Source organism: Paenibacillus glycanilyticus (assembly GCF_023715145.1).
Taxonomy (GTDB): Bacteria; Bacillota; Bacilli; order Paenibacillales; family Paenibacillaceae; genus Pristimantibacillus; species Pristimantibacillus glycanilyticus_A.
Map to the genome: position 1 here is coordinate 1 of NZ_JAMBNP010000001.1, position 17,061 is coordinate 17,061.

A 17,061-nucleotide genomic window follows, 5' to 3' on the forward strand; every position below is an offset into this window, starting at 1 on the left:
ATATGGAATAATATGGGGGAATAACCTTCCCTGTATTTCATCACGCCTTCATGTTGTTCTGGTCTACTACAATGGCTCTCTTACTTTTATTCCTCTTTTCTGGCAAGGGCGAAATCCTGCGAATAAGCGAGCATTCGTGAGAAAAATGAATCGTACCGAGGGAGTTCAATGAAACATAATTAGTTAATATTTATCAAGAAAGCAGGCCGCCAATGAATTTTTCATTTAGAAGTATAGAATCTAACAAGAAGTTATATTCAATACTTATTCCAGAGAAGATTCCTAATTTTATATGGTTTGCTGAGCCAGTTGTTTCCTCAAGAGCAATTTTTGCCAACGCTGATGGTTTTACTTTTATTCGAGATTTATTTTTAATAGCCGCTCAAAGCAATAAAGAAAACACAATATATTATGTACCAATTCCTAATAGAGCATATAAAAGCCCCATCATGGCCATTCCAGAAATACAAGAATGGTATAAGGTAGGCGAATACAATCTTAGTCTAATCCTGTTTAATTATCAGTTCACACATGTTGATGTTAAGGAGGCTAAAACAATTATATCTTCACTTAAATATCTACCTTCGCAAACAATAAATGTAGTGCCAGATAAGCAACTGATTCAGAAACATATTGATGAATGGAAGTACTGGAAACTCGAAAGGACATTAAATACAAAAGCTCATGGGAAGAACTTAATAATTGCAGCTGACAAACAAATGTTAATTCATCTCGCTTATCAGACAGATTCATTTAAAAATATAGATAATCGATCAAAACATAATTATCAAGCTCATTCACACGCAGATAATACTGGCACTTCAATTGATAATGGTCTGAACTTCTTCTATTATTATCCTGTGGAATTCGAGGATGTCTGATTACTTCTGACAGCACCATGTTCCCTCTTCGGGCCATTCAACTATTGTTCCTACCAAGTTTATTACGCTGTCTGGGAACGTTAGTTGAAACTCAATAAATACATAGCTTCAGAGCTGGGAAAATGAATTTGGGGGCCAATAGATGGAGAAACAAGCATTAGATATATATAAGGAATTCATTGATGATCTGGTAGAACTTCGCCCAAGTGTGTATCCTCGTCGGATAATGGGTAATGGCTGGCCTAAAACAGTTGAGAATGAGAAGATCAATAACGTCTTGAGTGAATTGACGAAAGAACAAAAAGAGGTAGTCGCATTAATTGCCCAATTGGCTCGAGACGGCGGGATTCATGATGTACTTGTCTACTTGACTGATCAGATCAATCTTGAAGGGTTCGAAATCGTCAAGAATGGCATTAAGATGGCAACCGAACCATTTGAATCCGGTATGCATTATGACTGGGTATGCCGAAGAGAAGGGGATTCCTGGCCAGATCAGGATAATTAACCCAGTCACTTGTTGAACTAACTGGGAACGTTAGTTGAGGGCCTATCCAGGAGCAGTTTGCCACCGCGGCATCCTGCTCTTTTTGTTTTACTCTCTTTTTTTTCATAAGCAGTTGAGCAGGATAGTTCAAATGCTTGGCGAATATTTCCAAGTTAAATTCTTGTTTTTTATAGGAGGTAAATTATGGGTCCGAGATTGGATACTAACCGATTAATTCTTAGATTGTTTGAACCATCGGATGCTAAAACAGTTCAATCATTAGCTGGAAATGAAGAAGTTGCTCGGACTACGCTCTCTATTCCTCATCCATATCCTGATGGAGCAGCTGAAGCATGGATTGAACGTATTCGGAATGCATTCAATAATGGAGATATATATTCTTTTGCAATGGTAAGGAAGACAGATGAGGTGCTAATTGGTTGCGTAAGTTTACGTGTTGCCAAAAGTGAAAATCAGGCTGAGTTAGGATATTGGGTGGGTCATCCTTATTGGGGTCAAGGATATGCGACAGAGGCAGCCCAATCAGTATGTAATTTTGGCTTTACAGACCTAAACTTAAAACGTATTTTCGCAGCTGCAATGACGAGAAATCCAGCATCATATAACGTAATGAAGAAAATAGGGATGAAATCCGAAGATAACTTCCCTAAGCAAATTTTAAAATCTGGAGTTTATGAAGACTTAGTTCATTACGCTCTGACTCATTAAACTATCGGGGAACGAAAGTTCAGGACAGCACGACGGCAGCTTATCACATGATGAGCTGCCGTTTTCACAACTATTCCAGCTAATAGCTTGTCAATATTTAAATGTTAATAGCCGTTTCTAGAGATGATATACTTAAAAAAGGGTATGACAAATAACCGTCCCTTTCGGCACAGGAATATATTTCATCTTTTACTATTCCATGCTAGTTACTCTAGCCGAAATGCTTCTTTCGAAGTCAAAATGGCAAAAATCCAGTGGATGAGTTTGTTTACACAAGCAATAACGGCTACTTTAAACAGTTTTCCTTCAGCACGTTTTTTATCGTAGAAAGCTCTTAACTTCTTGTTTCTATTACTACGAATACCACATCTCACAGCTTGATATAGTGCTGTACGAAGCCTTCTGGAGCCATGTTTGGTGATCCTATTTTGGGTTGCCACAAACTTACCTGAAGCAAACACACTGGGGTCAACACCAGCAAAGGCCACCAGCTTCTTAGCATGATCGAACCGATCGATTTCCCCAATCTCAGCCCAAATTGTTGCAGCGATTTTAGTGCCGATACCGGGTATGGATTGGATTAAATCATATTCAAGTAACTCTTCAGCCAGGGTCTCTATCGATTTATTAAGGTCTGCTAGATGGTCCTGGTATTGAAGAAGCAATTTGATGAGCAACTGCAGGGAGATCAGATGACTTGGAAAAGCTGTCTCCTTAAAGGGATTTCTCCTTGCTGCCGCTAACAATATATGAGCGCGCTCCAAACACCATAAAGTAGATCTACCGCGTCCTGTTAGGCGTTGGATTGTTACTGAAATCTCTTCTACAGTCATATCCAGAACTTCTTTAGATGTCGGGTGTAAGGATAAAAATCGAAGCGAAACTTTCGAGTAGAGATCCCCAAACACGCCATGGTATATAGGGAAAACCTGATCCAGAATAGCCTGGAACTGCAACTTCGCTTGAACATACATACCTGTTAGAGATTCATACTGACGAGTGAGATAGCGTAAATTCATGAGATGCTGACCCCGTTTTTTGATGGGTTCAAACTCTTCTTTATAGAACAGCACCCCAAGTTGATAGGCATCAGCAGCATCTGTCTTAACCCGTCTTAAATTCGTTTTTTTGGCTTCATATGAGATTAACGGATTAATGACGATGTACAGATAACGGTGCTCATCCAGAAACTGAAAAACAGGGCTATGATAATGGCCTGTTGCCTCCATTACAATGCAAGGGCTCATTCCTGCAGCTAATTCCACTGTTCTAACATAACTAAGAAAAGACGATAATCCCTCTAGATCATGATTAAATCTAAAGATCTTCCCATGAGGTACACCACGGTCTAAAAATGCTTGCGAATGGCTCTCTCCCTTAGATACATCCAAACCAATGACTGGATTCATGACATCACTCCTGTAGTAATTTCACCGGCAACCCCTAACCTTCTTGTCATTCCACACTATCGCATGTGATCCGGGATCAACGTCCCAACCAGCCTAACCATGGTTGAACAAGTAGGGGGGATGAACAGTATAGCTCTCGGAATCCAGGTCCCACGGGCAGAAACGTTCGATCCCCGGCTACCGCTATCTTACGACCATACAAAAAAGAGGTCGACCAGAAAGAACTGGTGACCTCATAATACGAACGGGCAGGATAGCGCAACTACAGACCATAATGAGTGTATATATTGGAATAAGTATTATATATGTGATTATGGGAGTGCGTTGCAGATGAAAAAGTGGATCGTATCTTTCAGCCTAATTGTGTTCATCATTGGTGCAGCTTGGGTAATATATCTAAAGTACCCCCGAACCATTGATTTAGAACTGATAGGCGTTAAATATCAATTAGGTTCCGAAGGTGCAAAGTCGGAAAGGGAGCCAGCTACGGTTGTCATTAAGGGGAAGTTACATAAGAGCTTAAAAGGTGAGCGTGTATTCAAGGGTTACATTACGATAGTCGGGGAAGTGATTCCAGTACCGAAAGACCAGAGGAAACTGGCAATTCATTTTTCAAGCGACGGTTGGGGAGTGATGAATTACCCCTACGGTATTTTTGACAAGTATGGAGAGCAGGGATCCAGAACAAAACCTGGAATTTACCAGTCACATATTATATTTGCAAACAAAGATTTCAGTCAAGTCACGTTGCTTCTAAAAACACCTGACCAACAGTCAGAATATGAAAATGGAGCTTCTCAAAGTGTATGGAACGCTGAGAATGGAAAGATGTTATCTGCCCCCGCAACAACACGTGAAGAAGCTTTGACATTATCCAATAAGTTAATGCTTGAATTCCTGAAACCATATGGGAAACCCTTACAATAACTTGTCCATTATATGATTAAGCTAACTAGGAACGTACGTTAGTTGAGATCAATATGATAGCAGCCGGCTTACATGCTCGGTTGCTTTTTTGTTGAACTAAAGGGCAGGATAGTTCCAATATGTGGTATTATGTTGATTAATAAGTTAAAGCCTTTTAAGGGAGGATTGGCATGAAGTGGTTTAATTTGAGTCGTCAAAGTAAGCGTGATCTTAAAAATAAAATAGATTGGAATAACTACTTTCCAAAACATATCGCGATCATGATGGATGGAAACGGGCGTTGGGCAAAACGCAAAGGATTACCTAGGTCCGCTGGGCATTATGCTGGGATGCAAACAATGCGTCAAACGATAAGCATGTGTCACAAAAATCGAATCGCATTTCTAACCTTATATGCCTTTTCAACTGAAAACTGGAAAAGGCCTAAAGAAGAAGTAGAATATATCATTAGTTTGGTAAGTGTATTTGTACAGGAGACAAATATTCGAGATTTAAATGAAAATAACATAAGAGTATCTTTTATTGGAGATACATCTAAATTTCCTAATGATACCCAGCAAGCCATGATTAATGTTTCCAATCTAACTCAAGGGAACACTGGACTTCAGGTTTATTTTGCTATGAACTACGGAGGTAAGAGCGATATACTGCAAGCCGTAAGGTCAATTGTAAAAACAAAAAAAGCAGATGAAATTACTGAAGAACTCTTTGAACAATTTCTCTATACTAGACAAAATCCATCTCCAGATTTGCTGATTAGAACAAGCGGTGAGAAAAGGCTGAGTAATTTTTTACTTTGGCAGTCCGCCTATACAGAACTCTGGTTCACTGATGAAATGTGGCCAGATTTTAATGAAGAGCTTCTTTATGCGGCTATCTTTGATTATCAGAATCGAATGAAGAGAGGTCAGGCATTATAGACTGCCTCACACTGCACAAAGAACTAAATGCTTATCCGGAAAAGGGAAAAGGAAGCGATCCTTTGAAAATCTTAAAACACTTTTGCAATGCTTCTATTTGGATAGTTCTACTCCTTACTTTTTTATTTTTTTTACTTGTTACTATTTCAACAGCAATCTTAGCTATCTATTCCTTCCAAAACTTATAAATATCTCTGAACGACTCTTAGTATAAAATATAAATGATTAACGTAAGAACGATAGTTGAATCAAACACGACGGCAGCCGGCCAGATGATCGGCTGCCGTTTCCCGTTGAAGTAAAGGGCAGTTTAGTGACAATATGTGGTATATTGTTGGGGGATTAATATTTGGGGGGAAGTCCATGAAAATAATAAACATTTCGGATACAGAATACTCCATTGAAGGATTAAGCGTAAGTCATTTATTAAGTAAAAGGTATTGTGCATTTGATTTAGAAGCTACAGGTCCCAATCAAGATGAAGAACATATTACGCAGATGGGTGCAGTAATTATTGAGAATAATCAAATTGTAATAAATAAATCATTCAACTCTCTTGTGAAATCACCTAAACAAATACCTCAATTAATTGAAAAACTTACTGGAATTAAGAATGATGAAATGAAAAGAGCGCCTGTTTTTTCAAGCGTTTATCAAAGGTTTATTGAGTTTATAAATGGTTGCGTGCTTGTAACTCAAGCTGGATATGAATTTGATTACCCGCTATTAAATAAAGAATGTCAACGTAATAATTTGCTAATGTTTGATAACGTTGCATTAGATACGAAAGTTTTGTTCTCTTTTTTGCATCCTGAGGTTCAAGAGAGAATTACTACAAATTACCTAATAGATTTTTATAATATAAATGATTCTGACATCAAAAGACATGATGCCTTGGGTGATAGTGTATTGATAGCTAGAATTTTTATAAAGTTACTTGAAGAATTAAAAGTTAGGAACATTAATGAAGTCATTATAGACGAGCCAATTATTATTAAGAAAGTACAGCTTTCTCCGTTAACATAGATTAATGTAACGTAAGAACTATAGCTCAACAACTCTAAAGCAACTGGTGTATTACGCTCAGCTGCTTTAGAGTTGAACTAAGGGCAGAGTTAAATATTACTACTGAACAAACATTTCGCACTGTGAGATAATTGGCAGTGATTAAGAAAATTCAGGCATTTCATGTATGATGCCGTTCTGTAGGTGGAGTTAACGTAACATGAAAAACAACGCAATAAAGAAAGTGGTAACCATCCTATTCATTTTTATCGTCGCGGTTGGTTGGTTTGGCTGGATGTCGTATAATCGTTCAAAAGACCAGCTCATGGAGAGCAAAATGGAAGCGGCGATAAACAATGCCGTATATGATGTTCAATTCTATGTTGAGCGTACTAAGGTGAATCAATCGTCGAATAGTTTGCCGTACTATTTTGCGCGGATAGACAAGAATATAGGACTAGTTGAAAAAGAAGCCCTTTATCAATTAAATTCAGACTCTTCCGTTCCTTCTTTTAAATTTGTTCAGTTCTCAATAACCTGGACATCATCATACAACATCCATATAACCGTCAAATACCCAGGAGCGTTCGGTATAAGTAGAAAATTAAGTCTCAACTATACGAAGAAAGTAATCGCATTTAAGCATGAAACAGGTTCAGACAACTTCAGTTCTAAATAATAATAATTTCCCAACATACGAACTATAGGGAAAGCTTTAATTCACAAAGAACCCGTAGAAAAACCGAAAAACCGCTCACACTATAGGAGAGCGGTTTTTCTTACTATCAAACCATCGCAAACACCTGCTTGGTTTGATTCAATCTTTACGCTAACGGAAAACGATAGTGGGGGAGCTGCCACGAGGCCAGCTCCTTTTTGATGCTCATTGAAGTAACGGGCAGGATAGCGTGGTGATGAACTAAAAAGTTGGAGTATAATGGCTATAAACTACTTAGAAATGAAGTGTTCCTATGCCCGAATATTCCCAAATCCAAACGTATCTCAAGTGTAATCAAAATAACTTTCAAGATGTTATTAAGGATTTTTCAAATATGTTAAACTCTCTGGCACTTGATTCTAAATACTTCACAACTGAACTGGAATGGGAATTCTCGGACGATGGGAATATGTATGTTGGTGGCGGAGATTACACTCAGCTATTTGATAATAACAGCTACCAACTACATATTCGACCGTTTGTTATGGGATGGACTCCAGAAGTGATAAATGAACTACAAGAACCATGGCTAGAAGTTAGTTTGTTATTTTGGACAGAGGAAATTCAATTTGATAGTAGTACAGGGCAGTTAAAGGATGAGCACAAGTCTTTAATTTGGACACTGATGGAACAGTTTTCGGAGCATTTTAAAGAAAGTGGAGTATATTTCACAAACGAAGCTACAGACGGAAGACCTTGGGAAGCGTTGGTTTGTGGTATACAAGAGAATATATGGGCATTTGACGCAGTTATATTGCCTACACACTTGTTTGATGTGTATAGAGGTAGCCCAAAGGAAATGTTTAATAAAACGAACGAGAATATAATGTATCTCGCTCGAAAGTCTATCTGGGAGTCTGAGCCATGGCACAATAGGTGATTAAGCTATCTGGGAACAATAGTTTAAAAACCGTTAGGTAACACTTACGGACGCAAGCCACCTGAAACGAGGAGAACCTCGCCCGGCAGCCATCTTGCATCCTCTGATGCGATGAATGTTGTCACGAGACCTATATCTTCCGGTTGAACGAGCCGCCCAAGTGGCGCCGATTGACAAGGTCAATAATGTATGGATTACCGATCAAACTATGTTCGTGTTAACCCTATGTTTCTGTACCGCCTGGGTTAATAGAGTTGACGCGAATATAGCGGGGCCTAACTCCAGACTGTTATTACTATCCGACCCATTTTCAAAAATATGAACCAGGTACTACCAAACTAATGAATGAACATATCTATTTCCAAATGTAGGAGTGTTAATTGCTAATGAATTATGAAGGAATATATTATCTCAAAGATATTAATAGATTGGGTAATGTCGAAATTTCACAATTCTTGTCCTTATTTTTAAGTCAGGATGAAATAATTTTGTTCGCTACAATTGAGGAAAATCTAAAGTATGAATCGGAAGAAACTAGGAGTTATTTACAATCACATCAGTATTATGTTGGTGACGAATGGATATTTCCTCACTCAAGACCTGCTTTTATAGAATCTAAGAAGATACTTTGGTACAGAACAATAACTACTGAATCTATTCAAAGAGCATTAATTTTAGATAATCTTTTTAGATGTATTGTTTTAGAAGATGGAGATTCAGTTGTAAATGCAAAGTATGTATTTTATGTTATTGAAAATGTTGAAACACAAGTATTATGTATCGCAGTGAAATCAAAGGAAAATTATTATCAACGTATTTCCCCTATTATTAACAAGTTTAATCAGTCAATACAAATACAAGACCAATTATAGTCTTAATCAAATAATTGATGACCTTGGGGGGAATCCTCAAGGAATAATCGGAGCGACAGTATCGGGCATGCGATGGTTGATAAGCTGCTCCAATCAGCCGAAAGCAATGGTATAACTCGTTCCACGTGTATTCCGCAAGTAAGCAATGGCAGAAAATCGTTGGTTTCTATGAGAAGCACGGTTTTAAGATGTGGTTTGTTCAAATGTACCGATGAGCGGCATGTGATTACGCTAACGAAGAACATTAGTTTAAAACAACACGACAGCAGCTAGTATTGTAACTGCTGTTGTTTTTTTGCGAAAGAAATATATAAGAGGGGATGATGGTTATGGAACTAATTATCGTTAAAGGCGATATAACAAAAATTCCAGTTGATATTATAGTAAATGCTGCAAACTCCAGCCTTCTTGGAGGGGGCGGGGTAGATGGTGCCATTCACCGGGCTGGTGGGCCAGCCATCCTAGCAGAATGTCTAGAAATTAGGGCAAGGCAGGGGGAGTGTAAAACAGGTGATGCTGTAATAACAACCGCAGGCAGGCTCCCTGCAAATAAAGTCATCCACACTGTCGGACCTGTTTGGATAGGTGGACAGAATGAAGAAGAGGAAAAGCTAAAGAACTGTTATAAAAAATCACTACAGATAGCCGATGATTACGGTGCTAAAGTAATTTCTTTTCCATGTATTTCAACAGGTATATATCGCTTTCCAAAAAGATTAGCCGCTGAGCTTAGTCTTGAAGTGATAAAGTCTTATAAGTGCAGAATACTGGAGAAAATCATCTTCGTGTGCTTTGATGAAGAAAGCTACGACATCTATCATAACCTATTAGATTCCTAAGATATGTGTATGTCGGAAAGGCAATTTCAACATCTGCCGCTTTTATTTGAATAAAAAGGCAACCTTTAATCGTTTATAACGTACCTTATTATGGAAGTTGCTATTGCTACCTATCATCTTTGAATCAGGTTATTCAAAAAAAATTTTAAGTAATATCACATAAATTGTTATCGAATTCGTTAATGATTGAGGGAGAACGATATGGTGATATTTGGTGTTATCTTGATCTTGTTGATAATGTTATTACATTATAAGTTTTTTTATGGGTCTAAACCTATCCAGATGAATTGTTACATTTTAAGTAAAGAGGAAGAGAAAGTTCAAGGAGTTAATTATTCATTTATGTCTCGAAGAGTATATGCAGTAAATGAGAATAACGAGACAATCGAATTAAATGTTACAGATCCAGATGTATACGCTAATATAAATGTCCGTACTTATGGTACTGCAACTTACAAAGGTAGGGTTTTAAAAGAATTTAAAGCAAGGGATATATAATCTCCTTTCAAAGTTGTGGGGCTCTCCAACGATATATAAATTGAAACATTCATTGAGCTAACTGGGAACGATAGTTCATAACAACATTGCGGCATTTATTTTTCAGCTTCGGCTTTTAGCGGGGGAGGGGCAGACTTTGGCACGCAAAAAAAAGGTGAATATTGGGGATATATTTGCTATTAAGCTTGATCATGCAAGATATAGTTACGGGCAAGTAGTTGCTGAAGGAAGTATCTCTGATTGTATGGTTGTATTTGACTTGGTAACTAAAGAGCATCCAGCTGCTAATTATATTACTTCAAATCCCATTATTTTCATAATTCAAACTGTGAATTCTAGAATTGAGGATGGACATTGGGAGGTAATTGGAAACGATACGATACCAACAATTAACTTCCCACTTTATAAAGCGGATACAGAAAATGGATATAACTTGGTAAACTATAAGGGAGAAGTAATTAATGAGTACCCTAGCTCAAGTGAGATTAAAGAAATAAAAGATTTTGAATCTTGGTCACCTGTATGTTTAGAGGAGGCAGTCAAAGCTAAGTTCGTTACCGGAGAATGGGATTCGTATTATGACGACTTAATCTATAAATATTGAAAAATAAATCAATAGATATGCGTTGTTTAAGCCAGGTGCATTAAGCGATTTAAGTTAACGGAGAACATTAGCTCAATAAAGGCCTACGGCAGCTCACACATGATGAGCTGCCGTTTTTCTCAACTAACGGGCAGTTTAACGCAACATAACTGTTGATAACTCTTTTTATGTTTAACGGATTTATCAAAAGGATAAGCGTCCATTTGACTTGTTGGCATTGTACTAACGTAGATGTCTAACAACTTTTCTTAATTTATTTCATCTATCATTTTAATAGAGAAAACCATATTGATAAATGTTGACTAATAACATACAATGACCTTGCTGATCAGGAATAACAACATTTTATTAATCGTTCAGTGCACTGGCGAAACGAATCTTATCCTTATGAGGAACTAAGAATAGTTGATGTATTAAAATTTATTATCAATGAGGTGAAATCATGGCTTCTTACAAATCGAATTATACGTATATAAACTTACCGGTTAAAGACTTGAATCGTACAAAGAATTTTTTCGGCAGTATTGGCTTCGAGTTTAACTCACAGTTCTCAGACGAAAATTCAGCATGTATGGTGATCAACGAGAATACTTTCGTTCAACTGCTCGTAGAATCGTATTTTCAGACTTTTATCAATAAACCGGTTGCCGATGTCTCTATCGCAGCTGGAAAAATTATTGCACTCTCTGCAGACAGCAGAGAACATGTAGATGAACTGGCTGACAAAGCTTTATCGGCCGGAGGCAAGGAGTCCAAAGAACCGGCAGACCATGGCTTTATGTACGTCAGAAGTTTCGAGGACCTAGATGGGCACTTGTGGGAAATTGCTTATATGGACATGAGTACCATGTCCCAGGAGTAAGAAGGGCAGGATTTAAACATACTTCTATAATAAAATGTTACGATTAGCTCAATGTGGCAGCCGGTGTTAAGATCGGTTGCCTTTTTCGATATGAACGAGGCGGTCAATACCCCTTTTTTTCAAAAATCATTTAAAATCATTTTATAATGGGGAATTGCTTTAAAATCTTGGCACGAAGGCAAAGCGTTGACGGTGGTTAACAGTCTGATATGCGCGGGTTGGGTACCGCATTTCAATCCATCCGTCGCGGAGCTGCCTCGGACTAAAGGCGCACGTTCGGCTAAAAATCCCTGCCTAGTGCATAGCTTAACATGAGGGTTCTCCTTACCGGTGTTTGCCCCCGAGCCAAGATTTCAAATCCCCGTAGTTTTGCGCATTCCTTACAAACTAAGCGATTAATATGGTTTCCGACTGCTTTTTCTCAATGGCACATCCAATAGCCCAAACGAACCCGATGAGTTCTCTGGCAACAGCAACAGCAGCTTGCTTCCCGGCTTTCCCCCGAGAAGTAATGCCCTCATATTTCTGATGCAAACGGTGTTGAGCTTTCCAGGCAATACGCTTGGCTTCTGGATCCTGACCTTCCTGGCGAGAGCGGAGTTGTCCTTTTAGAGAAGGAGAGTGGCGATAGGACCAAGCAGATTCTACGATGACATGACGAATATGAGCATTCCCAACCTTCGTAATGGATCCCTGCCAACGACTAGCACCACTTGAATATTCTTTCGGAACGAGCCCTGCATACGACATTAACTGCCTGGGACTTGAAAAGCGAGAGAACTGCCCAATTTCCGCTACTAACGTGGTTGCGGTTACCTCTGCTACGCCACGCATTGTTTGAAGAGCCTGAATAACAGGGGCGTGAGTACTGGATGTTGCTTGTTCATGGATTTCAGCTTCGATTCGCTTTATTCGATCCGCAACTTCATCAATGGCATGAAGATATTCTTGGAATACTATTCGTAATGAAGATTTTTCAAAGCGAAGACCATGCAGCCATTCTCGATGTGTGACGGACCAGTTGCGTGTACCCTTTGGTGAACGCAGGTCATGACGAAGTAAAAACTGGACAAGGCGAAGGCGAGCACGGTGCAAGTCTTCTTTTGCGTCATGACGAGCACGAACCAAATCCCTCAACGCTTCATGATCTTCATCCGGGGTCCAAACAGGCGTAAGTTCTCCAGCTCGAAGAAGTTGTGCTAATCGTAAGGCATCTCTTCGATCGGTTTTGATACGATCTCCAGCACGCTTAGGAATGAGTGTTGGCGCAACGACAACACAGTCAATTCCAAGCGATAACAAAAACCTGAAGAGACCATACCCCGTTGGTCCAGCTTCGTAACAGACGTGCAATTGCTCCGGTGTTCCAATCTTCTTCATGAGTTTACGCATGGCTTCAGGTGTGTGTGGAAAGTTCCCTAGGAAACGAGGTTCACCACGACCAGTATCTGCGACAGCAACAGAAATGATATCTTTTGATACGTCTAAACCAACAAATTTTATGAAATCCTTCATATTAGCGGCTCCTTTCGAGTGTAGCTCTGCATGTGTTTTAAGTAGAATCCACTACACATTTTAACCAAACGTAACCTACGTTAAGCGAATGGGGCCGCCTCGTTCATTATGACTAACAGGGAACTATAGCGTAACAATGAGACAGCAGCCGGCGTCAACGACCGGTTGCTTTTTTGTTGAACTAAAGGGCAGGATACTTCCAATAATTGTGGTAAAATAAGTTAAAATAACTTTTCGGAGGTGTAGGTTGAAAATAAAGATAGTGCGTAAGGAAAGGCTTATTATTATTGACAATTACTTTAGAATTGGTGGGGTTCCTGAGCCTGATAATTATTGCGTGTCTTGTGGTAAAGAGCTCTTTTACTACGATAAATATGATGCTACCTTCTGTGTGTATTGTGATGAATGGGTAACTCCAAATTGCGGCAAGAGCGAGTGTTTTTACTGTAATACCAGACCCAGCACTCCGCTTGAATTAAAAACCTTAGGTTAAGCTATTGAGAAACGATAGTTCAGCAACAAGACAGCAGCCGGCGCATTACGTTCGGCTGCGTTTTTGTTGAACTAAAGGGCAGTTTAACGCAACTAAGTTGGCTAGCGTCGCGTCTAAATTTTGGAAAAGTCGACTTACAAATTATTTGATATTAGGTTTTTGTTGGGAGGAGTGAAACAATGAATGGTCTAAAGTTGTTATGTCTAGGAATACTGTGTGTGGTAGTAGCATTGTACTTGAATACTTCTGAGATTGTTAGAGGAGATTATGAGGTTTTCCTTGTGTTTGCTGGTGTAATCTTAGGGGTAACCGGTGTTTTTTTGAAGGACAGAAAAGATGAAGATTGAAGTCAAGTTACGCTAACGGAAAACTATAGCTCAACAATACGGCAGCAGTCGGTCTTTATAGACCGGCTGCTTTTATTGAACTAAAGGGCAGTTTAGCGCAACCAACCTATACTAGAAATGCGGTATAATTTTGTCAGGGGTGACGGCGGTGAAGACGGACAAAGAAAAATTGATAGAGGTTATTTATAACGATACATCAAGAGATGACGAAATTGATGATGCCGTTATGGATATATCCAAATTTGATGACGATGATGTGATCCATATTCTTATGAAATTAGCAAATGAAGCTTCATTCGATGACATGATAAGAGCCAGTGCAGGAGAATCTTTAGCAGATATTTGGATAAGAAGAAGTATCATCGATTTTAAGCAATTAGGAAGTCTGACAGGGATTGCTTTAAAAGAAGCATTGGGACTGATTAAATCCAAACGATCTGATTGGTATACGACTTTTTCGGAGTTATTCCCGACCAAAGTAAAGTGAATTACAAATCGAGGGACGGGGAACGATAGTTTAGAACACAAAAGCAGCTGATTACTCGGCTGCTTTGTTGTGTTCTAAACTACTTACAGGCAAATTAGACGGCCTCAGTCTGAGAATTCAGGACATAAACCGCCTAACTAATTTATCTACTTGACGAGGAGGGCAGTTCAGGGGTAGTTTGCTCCTTATCTTTTCAACGGAAACTAGATAAGTAACATGAACTGAGGTCTTATAAGACTAATTTATGAGTAAACTCCTCTATATAGGTAATTGTTGTAAACTACTCTACTTCAACGCAGTGTACAGCGCCCGTCCCCATTTACCAATAAGAAGTATTGATTTGCTTCCGTCAGGCTGATCACTGGCAGCGTATACAGTGAAGGAAGTATTGTCTGGCTCCAGATCTTGCTTGAACAGCCCTTCGGTACAGGATACCGATGCGAGCTTCATCCCGGGCTCGACGAAAGCATTCTTGTCGGTGAGTTTATAGTAGGCGCCGCTTGAAAGTCTAACCTCCAGCGGCGGACTTTCACACGAGCTGGCGGCTCCGAATACATCGGTAACCTTGTCAGGATGATGATTGTGCAGCGTAAGCTCTTCTGTATGCCAATTCCAGTTGATGCTTATTTTAATGGAGGAAGGGATCGGCTCATCTCCCGCGCTGTGTCCGCTAGAGCCTGTTTCAACGACATGATCCCAATCATATGCGCCAGTAATATCCGAAGCTATACTATCTCCGCCTGTGTAATAATAACTGAATCGTCCACTTGGCTCGGGCCCCTCGCCGATATAGTTTAGGAAGATACGCTGCGTATGTATATCTTCGCCTGCCTTTTGATAATCCAGAAAAACGACAACCCAATTATCTGTATGTCCTCTGTAATCTTGGATGATTTCAGTACCTGGGCTGTTGTAGATCTCTTTAAGCACTTCTTGCTCAATCGTTGCATAGACCGGATCTCCAACCATCGCTGAATTCCAAGACTCTTTTGGCAGATTCAGCAGCGTTCCAATGATAAGGATAGCGGCACATAAGGCTGCCAGTGCTGCGACACTAATTCTCCATCGCATGCCGAGCCAAGGAGCGTTCCTTGCTTCGATCTTATGCTCGATATGATCCCACATCTCATTACTGAGCATACCGCGTGAAGGGGGCTCTTTTAGCATATGTTCCCAATTAATTTCTGATTTGTTGGTCATCACGAATCTCCTTTCTCATTCATGATTTTCAGTGCCATCTGCTTGGCTCTTCGCAGCCTTGTCTTACAAGCGCTCTCCGAGATACCCAGGGATTCAGCAATCTCCTGCAGATCGAGCTGATGATGTGCATGCAACAGCAGAATCTCCCGATACTTGGCAGGAAGCTGCAACACGATCTCCCACATCTCGCTGGCAGCAATCTTATTCATGTACTGATTCTCAGCCGATGGCACTGAACTAGTATCGGGCAGGAATGGAGCTAAAACGACTTTTCGAATGAAAGCGGACCTTCGGTAGGTGAGCCATGTATTTCGTGTAATTTTGAGTAGCCAGGTTTTCATGGAAGCCTCTGCTCGGAAGGTTTGAAAGGAACGATAAGCCTTCACGAAGCTGTCCTGCGCGATTTCATCCGCCAGATGCCTGTCGCGGGTTAAAATATACGCATAATTCCACACAACCTCCGAGTAATCCTCAACCGCCCGCCGGAAGTCGACTAGACTGATCTCGGCTAAATATTTCATATATTCGCCCTTCAATCGAATTCGCCCCCAAACTCTTTATATGATATAGACTAAGTAAAATGGAAAAAGTGTCAAAATTACAGTGAAAATTAATATGAGCGGGGAGCTCCTGTTCGACCAGCAGAATAGGAAGAGCTTACTACCGCCTGAGGAACTCACTAAATCCCTGTAGGAACGGGAAACTCTAGCTTAATAAAGATGTCTAAAACCTTCTATTAGAAGCAAACTAGTATTAGATGCTCTAATGGGAGGTTTTTCTTATGCTTATAAGCGATCTATGGTCATTGTATGAGGCAGATAAACGTATTCAGGGATTTAGCACGAATACTTTGAGAGCTTATGGATTGCAACTGAAAATATTAGTTAAAGAGCTTGGTGATCTGAATATTACTGAAGTGACCTTAAATTTGTTGAAGGAGTATTTGGCTAAGCAGTCTAATCGATTAAAGCCAAGTAGCCTAGGACACCGCATTCGATTTATTCGTTCTCTTTTTCGGTTTGCATTTGAGGAAACCTATCTGCCTAGCAATCCTTCTTTAAAATTATGTGAGCCCAAAATGGATAAACGTATTCCGAAATTTCTTGTGGAGGAATATGTTATTCATCTTAAGATCTCTTGTAAGTCACTCCGGGAAAGAGCACTTCTTGAGTTTCTTTATAGTACAGGCTGCCGAATAGGAGAGGTAGAAAAAATAAACATTGAGGACCTGAATTGGGAAAACTGCTCAGCTATTGTCAATGGCAAGGGTGCCAAACAAAGGGAAGTTTACTTTACTACCGATACTCAAATATACGGCCAGCTACGTGGGGAGCGAAGAAGAGAGTTATATCGTCACTTATTTTAGGCACATGGTTGAGTAGCAGCAG

The 17,061-nt window shown here is 39.6% G+C and carries 19 protein-coding genes and 1 pseudogene; 15 read left to right on the forward strand and 5 right to left on the reverse strand.

The window, feature by feature from the left end; translation table 11 throughout:
• Positions 1–212 precede the first annotated feature (212 nt).
• The 3 genes from M3194_RS00005 (at position 213) to M3194_RS00015 (ending at position 2,097) form a co-directional block, all read left to right on the forward strand.
• Positions 213–881 (forward strand): hypothetical protein, encoded by a 669-nt coding sequence (locus tag M3194_RS00005; RefSeq protein WP_251650952.1) that lies wholly within the window; start codon positions 213–215, stop codon positions 879–881.
• A gap of 142 nt (positions 882–1,023) precedes the next feature.
• A complete protein-coding gene (locus M3194_RS00010; protein WP_251650953.1) occupies positions 1,024–1,389 on the forward strand; it encodes a DUF6547 family protein in 366 nt (121 codons plus the stop codon).
• A gap of 183 nt (positions 1,390–1,572) precedes the next feature.
• A complete protein-coding gene (locus M3194_RS00015) occupies positions 1,573–2,097 on the forward strand; it encodes a GNAT family N-acetyltransferase (RefSeq protein ID WP_251650954.1) in 525 nt (174 codons plus the stop codon).
• Positions 2,098–2,303: 206 nt separating this feature from the next.
• Here the strand turns inward: M3194_RS00015 and M3194_RS00020 are convergent, their stop codons facing one another.
• Positions 2,304–3,506 carry an IS110 family RNA-guided transposase gene (locus tag M3194_RS00020; RefSeq protein WP_251650955.1) on the reverse strand — a complete coding sequence of 401 codons (1,203 nt, stop codon included), beginning with the start codon at positions 3,504–3,506 and terminating at the stop codon, positions 2,304–2,306.
• 330 nt (positions 3,507–3,836) lie between these two features.
• Here M3194_RS00020 and M3194_RS00025 point away from each other — a divergent pair, with 330 nt between their 5' ends.
• The 5 genes from M3194_RS00025 (at position 3,837) to M3194_RS00045 (ending at position 7,956) form a co-directional block, all read left to right on the forward strand.
• Complete coding sequence (locus M3194_RS00025; protein ID WP_251650956.1) at positions 3,837–4,433, forward strand: hypothetical protein; 597 nt, start codon at positions 3,837–3,839, stop codon at positions 4,431–4,433.
• A gap of 170 nt (positions 4,434–4,603) precedes the next feature.
• Complete coding sequence (locus M3194_RS00030; protein WP_251650958.1) at positions 4,604–5,353, forward strand: isoprenyl transferase; 750 nt, start codon at positions 4,604–4,606, stop codon at positions 5,351–5,353.
• A 363-nt stretch (positions 5,354–5,716) separates the two neighbouring features.
• Positions 5,717–6,379: a 3'-5' exonuclease gene (locus tag M3194_RS00035; RefSeq protein WP_251650959.1), complete on the forward strand. Its 663-nt coding sequence runs from the start codon at positions 5,717–5,719 to the stop codon at positions 6,377–6,379.
• 199 nt (positions 6,380–6,578) lie between these two features.
• Complete coding sequence (locus M3194_RS00040) at positions 6,579–7,037, forward strand: hypothetical protein (protein WP_251650960.1); 459 nt, start codon at positions 6,579–6,581, stop codon at positions 7,035–7,037.
• A 292-nt stretch (positions 7,038–7,329) separates the two neighbouring features.
• On the forward strand, positions 7,330–7,956 hold the full coding sequence (locus tag M3194_RS00045; RefSeq protein ID WP_251650961.1) for a hypothetical protein: 627 nt from the start codon (positions 7,330–7,332) through the stop codon (positions 7,954–7,956).
• Positions 7,957–8,000: 44 nt separating this feature from the next.
• Here the strand turns inward: M3194_RS00045 and M3194_RS31560 are convergent.
• Positions 8,001–8,117: pseudogene (locus M3194_RS31560) on the reverse strand (hypothetical protein); the annotation flags it as partial.
• Positions 8,118–8,342: 225 nt separating this feature from the next.
• Here M3194_RS31560 and M3194_RS00050 point away from each other — a divergent pair.
• From M3194_RS00050 to M3194_RS00070, 5 genes are all read left to right on the forward strand, one after another.
• Complete coding sequence (locus M3194_RS00050) at positions 8,343–8,828, forward strand: hypothetical protein (RefSeq protein WP_251650962.1); 486 nt, start codon at positions 8,343–8,345, stop codon at positions 8,826–8,828.
• A gap of 329 nt (positions 8,829–9,157) precedes the next feature.
• Positions 9,158–9,667 carry an O-acetyl-ADP-ribose deacetylase gene (locus tag M3194_RS00055; RefSeq protein WP_251650964.1) on the forward strand — a complete coding sequence of 170 codons (510 nt, stop codon included), beginning with the start codon at positions 9,158–9,160 and terminating at the stop codon, positions 9,665–9,667.
• A 201-nt stretch (positions 9,668–9,868) separates the two neighbouring features.
• The gene (locus M3194_RS00060; protein ID WP_251650965.1) at positions 9,869–10,165 is read left to right on the forward strand and encodes a hypothetical protein; all 297 of its coding nucleotides are present in this window, start codon (positions 9,869–9,871) and stop codon (positions 10,163–10,165) included.
• Positions 10,166–10,301: 136 nt separating this feature from the next.
• A complete protein-coding gene (locus M3194_RS00065) occupies positions 10,302–10,769 on the forward strand; it encodes an Imm26 family immunity protein (RefSeq protein WP_251650966.1) in 468 nt (155 codons plus the stop codon).
• 442 nt (positions 10,770–11,211) lie between these two features.
• Positions 11,212–11,631, forward strand: a complete 420-nt coding sequence (locus M3194_RS00070) for a VOC family protein (RefSeq protein WP_251650967.1) — start codon at positions 11,212–11,214, stop codon at positions 11,629–11,631.
• 387 nt (positions 11,632–12,018) lie between these two features.
• On the opposite strand, the gene M3194_RS00075 is transcribed toward M3194_RS00070, so the two are convergent.
• A complete protein-coding gene (locus tag M3194_RS00075) occupies positions 12,019–13,146 on the reverse strand; it encodes an IS110 family RNA-guided transposase (RefSeq protein ID WP_251650968.1) in 1,128 nt (375 codons plus the stop codon).
• A 988-nt stretch (positions 13,147–14,134) separates the two neighbouring features.
• Between M3194_RS00075 and M3194_RS00080 the strand changes: the two genes are divergently transcribed.
• Positions 14,135–14,473 (forward strand): hypothetical protein, encoded by a 339-nt coding sequence (locus M3194_RS00080; protein WP_251650969.1) that lies wholly within the window; start codon positions 14,135–14,137, stop codon positions 14,471–14,473.
• A 285-nt stretch (positions 14,474–14,758) separates the two neighbouring features.
• Here M3194_RS00080 and M3194_RS00085 read toward each other — a convergent pair whose 3' ends face one another.
• Positions 14,759–15,673: a hypothetical protein gene (locus M3194_RS00085; protein WP_251650970.1), complete on the reverse strand. Its 915-nt coding sequence runs from the start codon at positions 15,671–15,673 to the stop codon at positions 14,759–14,761.
• Positions 15,673–16,194: an RNA polymerase sigma factor gene (locus M3194_RS00090; RefSeq protein WP_251650971.1), complete on the reverse strand. Its 522-nt coding sequence runs from the start codon at positions 16,192–16,194 to the stop codon at positions 15,673–15,675. Before M3194_RS00090 ends, M3194_RS00085 begins: the two co-directional genes overlap by 1 nt.
• 260 nt (positions 16,195–16,454) lie before the next feature.
• Between M3194_RS00090 and M3194_RS00095 the strand changes: the two genes are divergently transcribed.
• Positions 16,455–17,039 carry a tyrosine-type recombinase/integrase gene (locus M3194_RS00095; protein WP_251650972.1) on the forward strand — a complete coding sequence of 195 codons (585 nt, stop codon included), beginning with the start codon at positions 16,455–16,457 and terminating at the stop codon, positions 17,037–17,039.
• Positions 17,040–17,061 lie beyond the last annotated feature (22 nt).

What these genes read in the sequence shown, in the direction of transcription:
- M3194_RS00005 (WP_251650952.1), top strand. Translation starts at nt 213, where the DNA reads ATGAATTTTTCATTTAGAAGTATAGAATCTAACAAGAAGTTATATTCA.
- M3194_RS00010 (WP_251650953.1), top strand. Translation starts at nt 1,024, where the DNA reads ATGGAGAAACAAGCATTAGATATATATAAGGAATTCATTGATGATCTG.
- M3194_RS00015 (WP_251650954.1), top strand. Translation starts at nt 1,573, where the DNA reads ATGGGTCCGAGATTGGATACTAACCGATTAATTCTTAGATTGTTTGAA.
- M3194_RS00020 (WP_251650955.1), bottom strand. Translation starts at nt 3,506, where the DNA reads ATGAATCCAGTCATTGGTTTGGATGTATCTAAGGGAGAGAGCCATTCG.
- M3194_RS00025 (WP_251650956.1), top strand. Translation starts at nt 3,837, where the DNA reads ATGAAAAAGTGGATCGTATCTTTCAGCCTAATTGTGTTCATCATTGGT.
- M3194_RS00030 (WP_251650958.1), top strand. Translation starts at nt 4,604, where the DNA reads ATGAAGTGGTTTAATTTGAGTCGTCAAAGTAAGCGTGATCTTAAAAAT.
- M3194_RS00035 (WP_251650959.1), top strand. Translation starts at nt 5,717, where the DNA reads ATGAAAATAATAAACATTTCGGATACAGAATACTCCATTGAAGGATTA.
- M3194_RS00040 (WP_251650960.1), top strand. Translation starts at nt 6,579, where the DNA reads ATGAAAAACAACGCAATAAAGAAAGTGGTAACCATCCTATTCATTTTT.
- M3194_RS00045 (WP_251650961.1), top strand. Translation starts at nt 7,330, where the DNA reads ATGCCCGAATATTCCCAAATCCAAACGTATCTCAAGTGTAATCAAAAT.
- M3194_RS00050 (WP_251650962.1), top strand. Translation starts at nt 8,343, where the DNA reads ATGAATTATGAAGGAATATATTATCTCAAAGATATTAATAGATTGGGT.
- M3194_RS00055 (WP_251650964.1), top strand. Translation starts at nt 9,158, where the DNA reads ATGGAACTAATTATCGTTAAAGGCGATATAACAAAAATTCCAGTTGAT.
- M3194_RS00060 (WP_251650965.1), top strand. Translation starts at nt 9,869, where the DNA reads ATGGTGATATTTGGTGTTATCTTGATCTTGTTGATAATGTTATTACAT.
- M3194_RS00070 (WP_251650967.1), top strand. Translation starts at nt 11,212, where the DNA reads ATGGCTTCTTACAAATCGAATTATACGTATATAAACTTACCGGTTAAA.
- M3194_RS00075 (WP_251650968.1), bottom strand. Translation starts at nt 13,146, where the DNA reads ATGAAGGATTTCATAAAATTTGTTGGTTTAGACGTATCAAAAGATATC.
- M3194_RS00085 (WP_251650970.1), bottom strand. Translation starts at nt 15,673, where the DNA reads ATGACCAACAAATCAGAAATTAATTGGGAACATATGCTAAAAGAGCCC.
- M3194_RS00090 (WP_251650971.1), bottom strand. Translation starts at nt 16,194, where the DNA reads ATGAAATATTTAGCCGAGATCAGTCTAGTCGACTTCCGGCGGGCGGTT.
- M3194_RS00095 (WP_251650972.1), top strand. Translation starts at nt 16,455, where the DNA reads ATGCTTATAAGCGATCTATGGTCATTGTATGAGGCAGATAAACGTATT.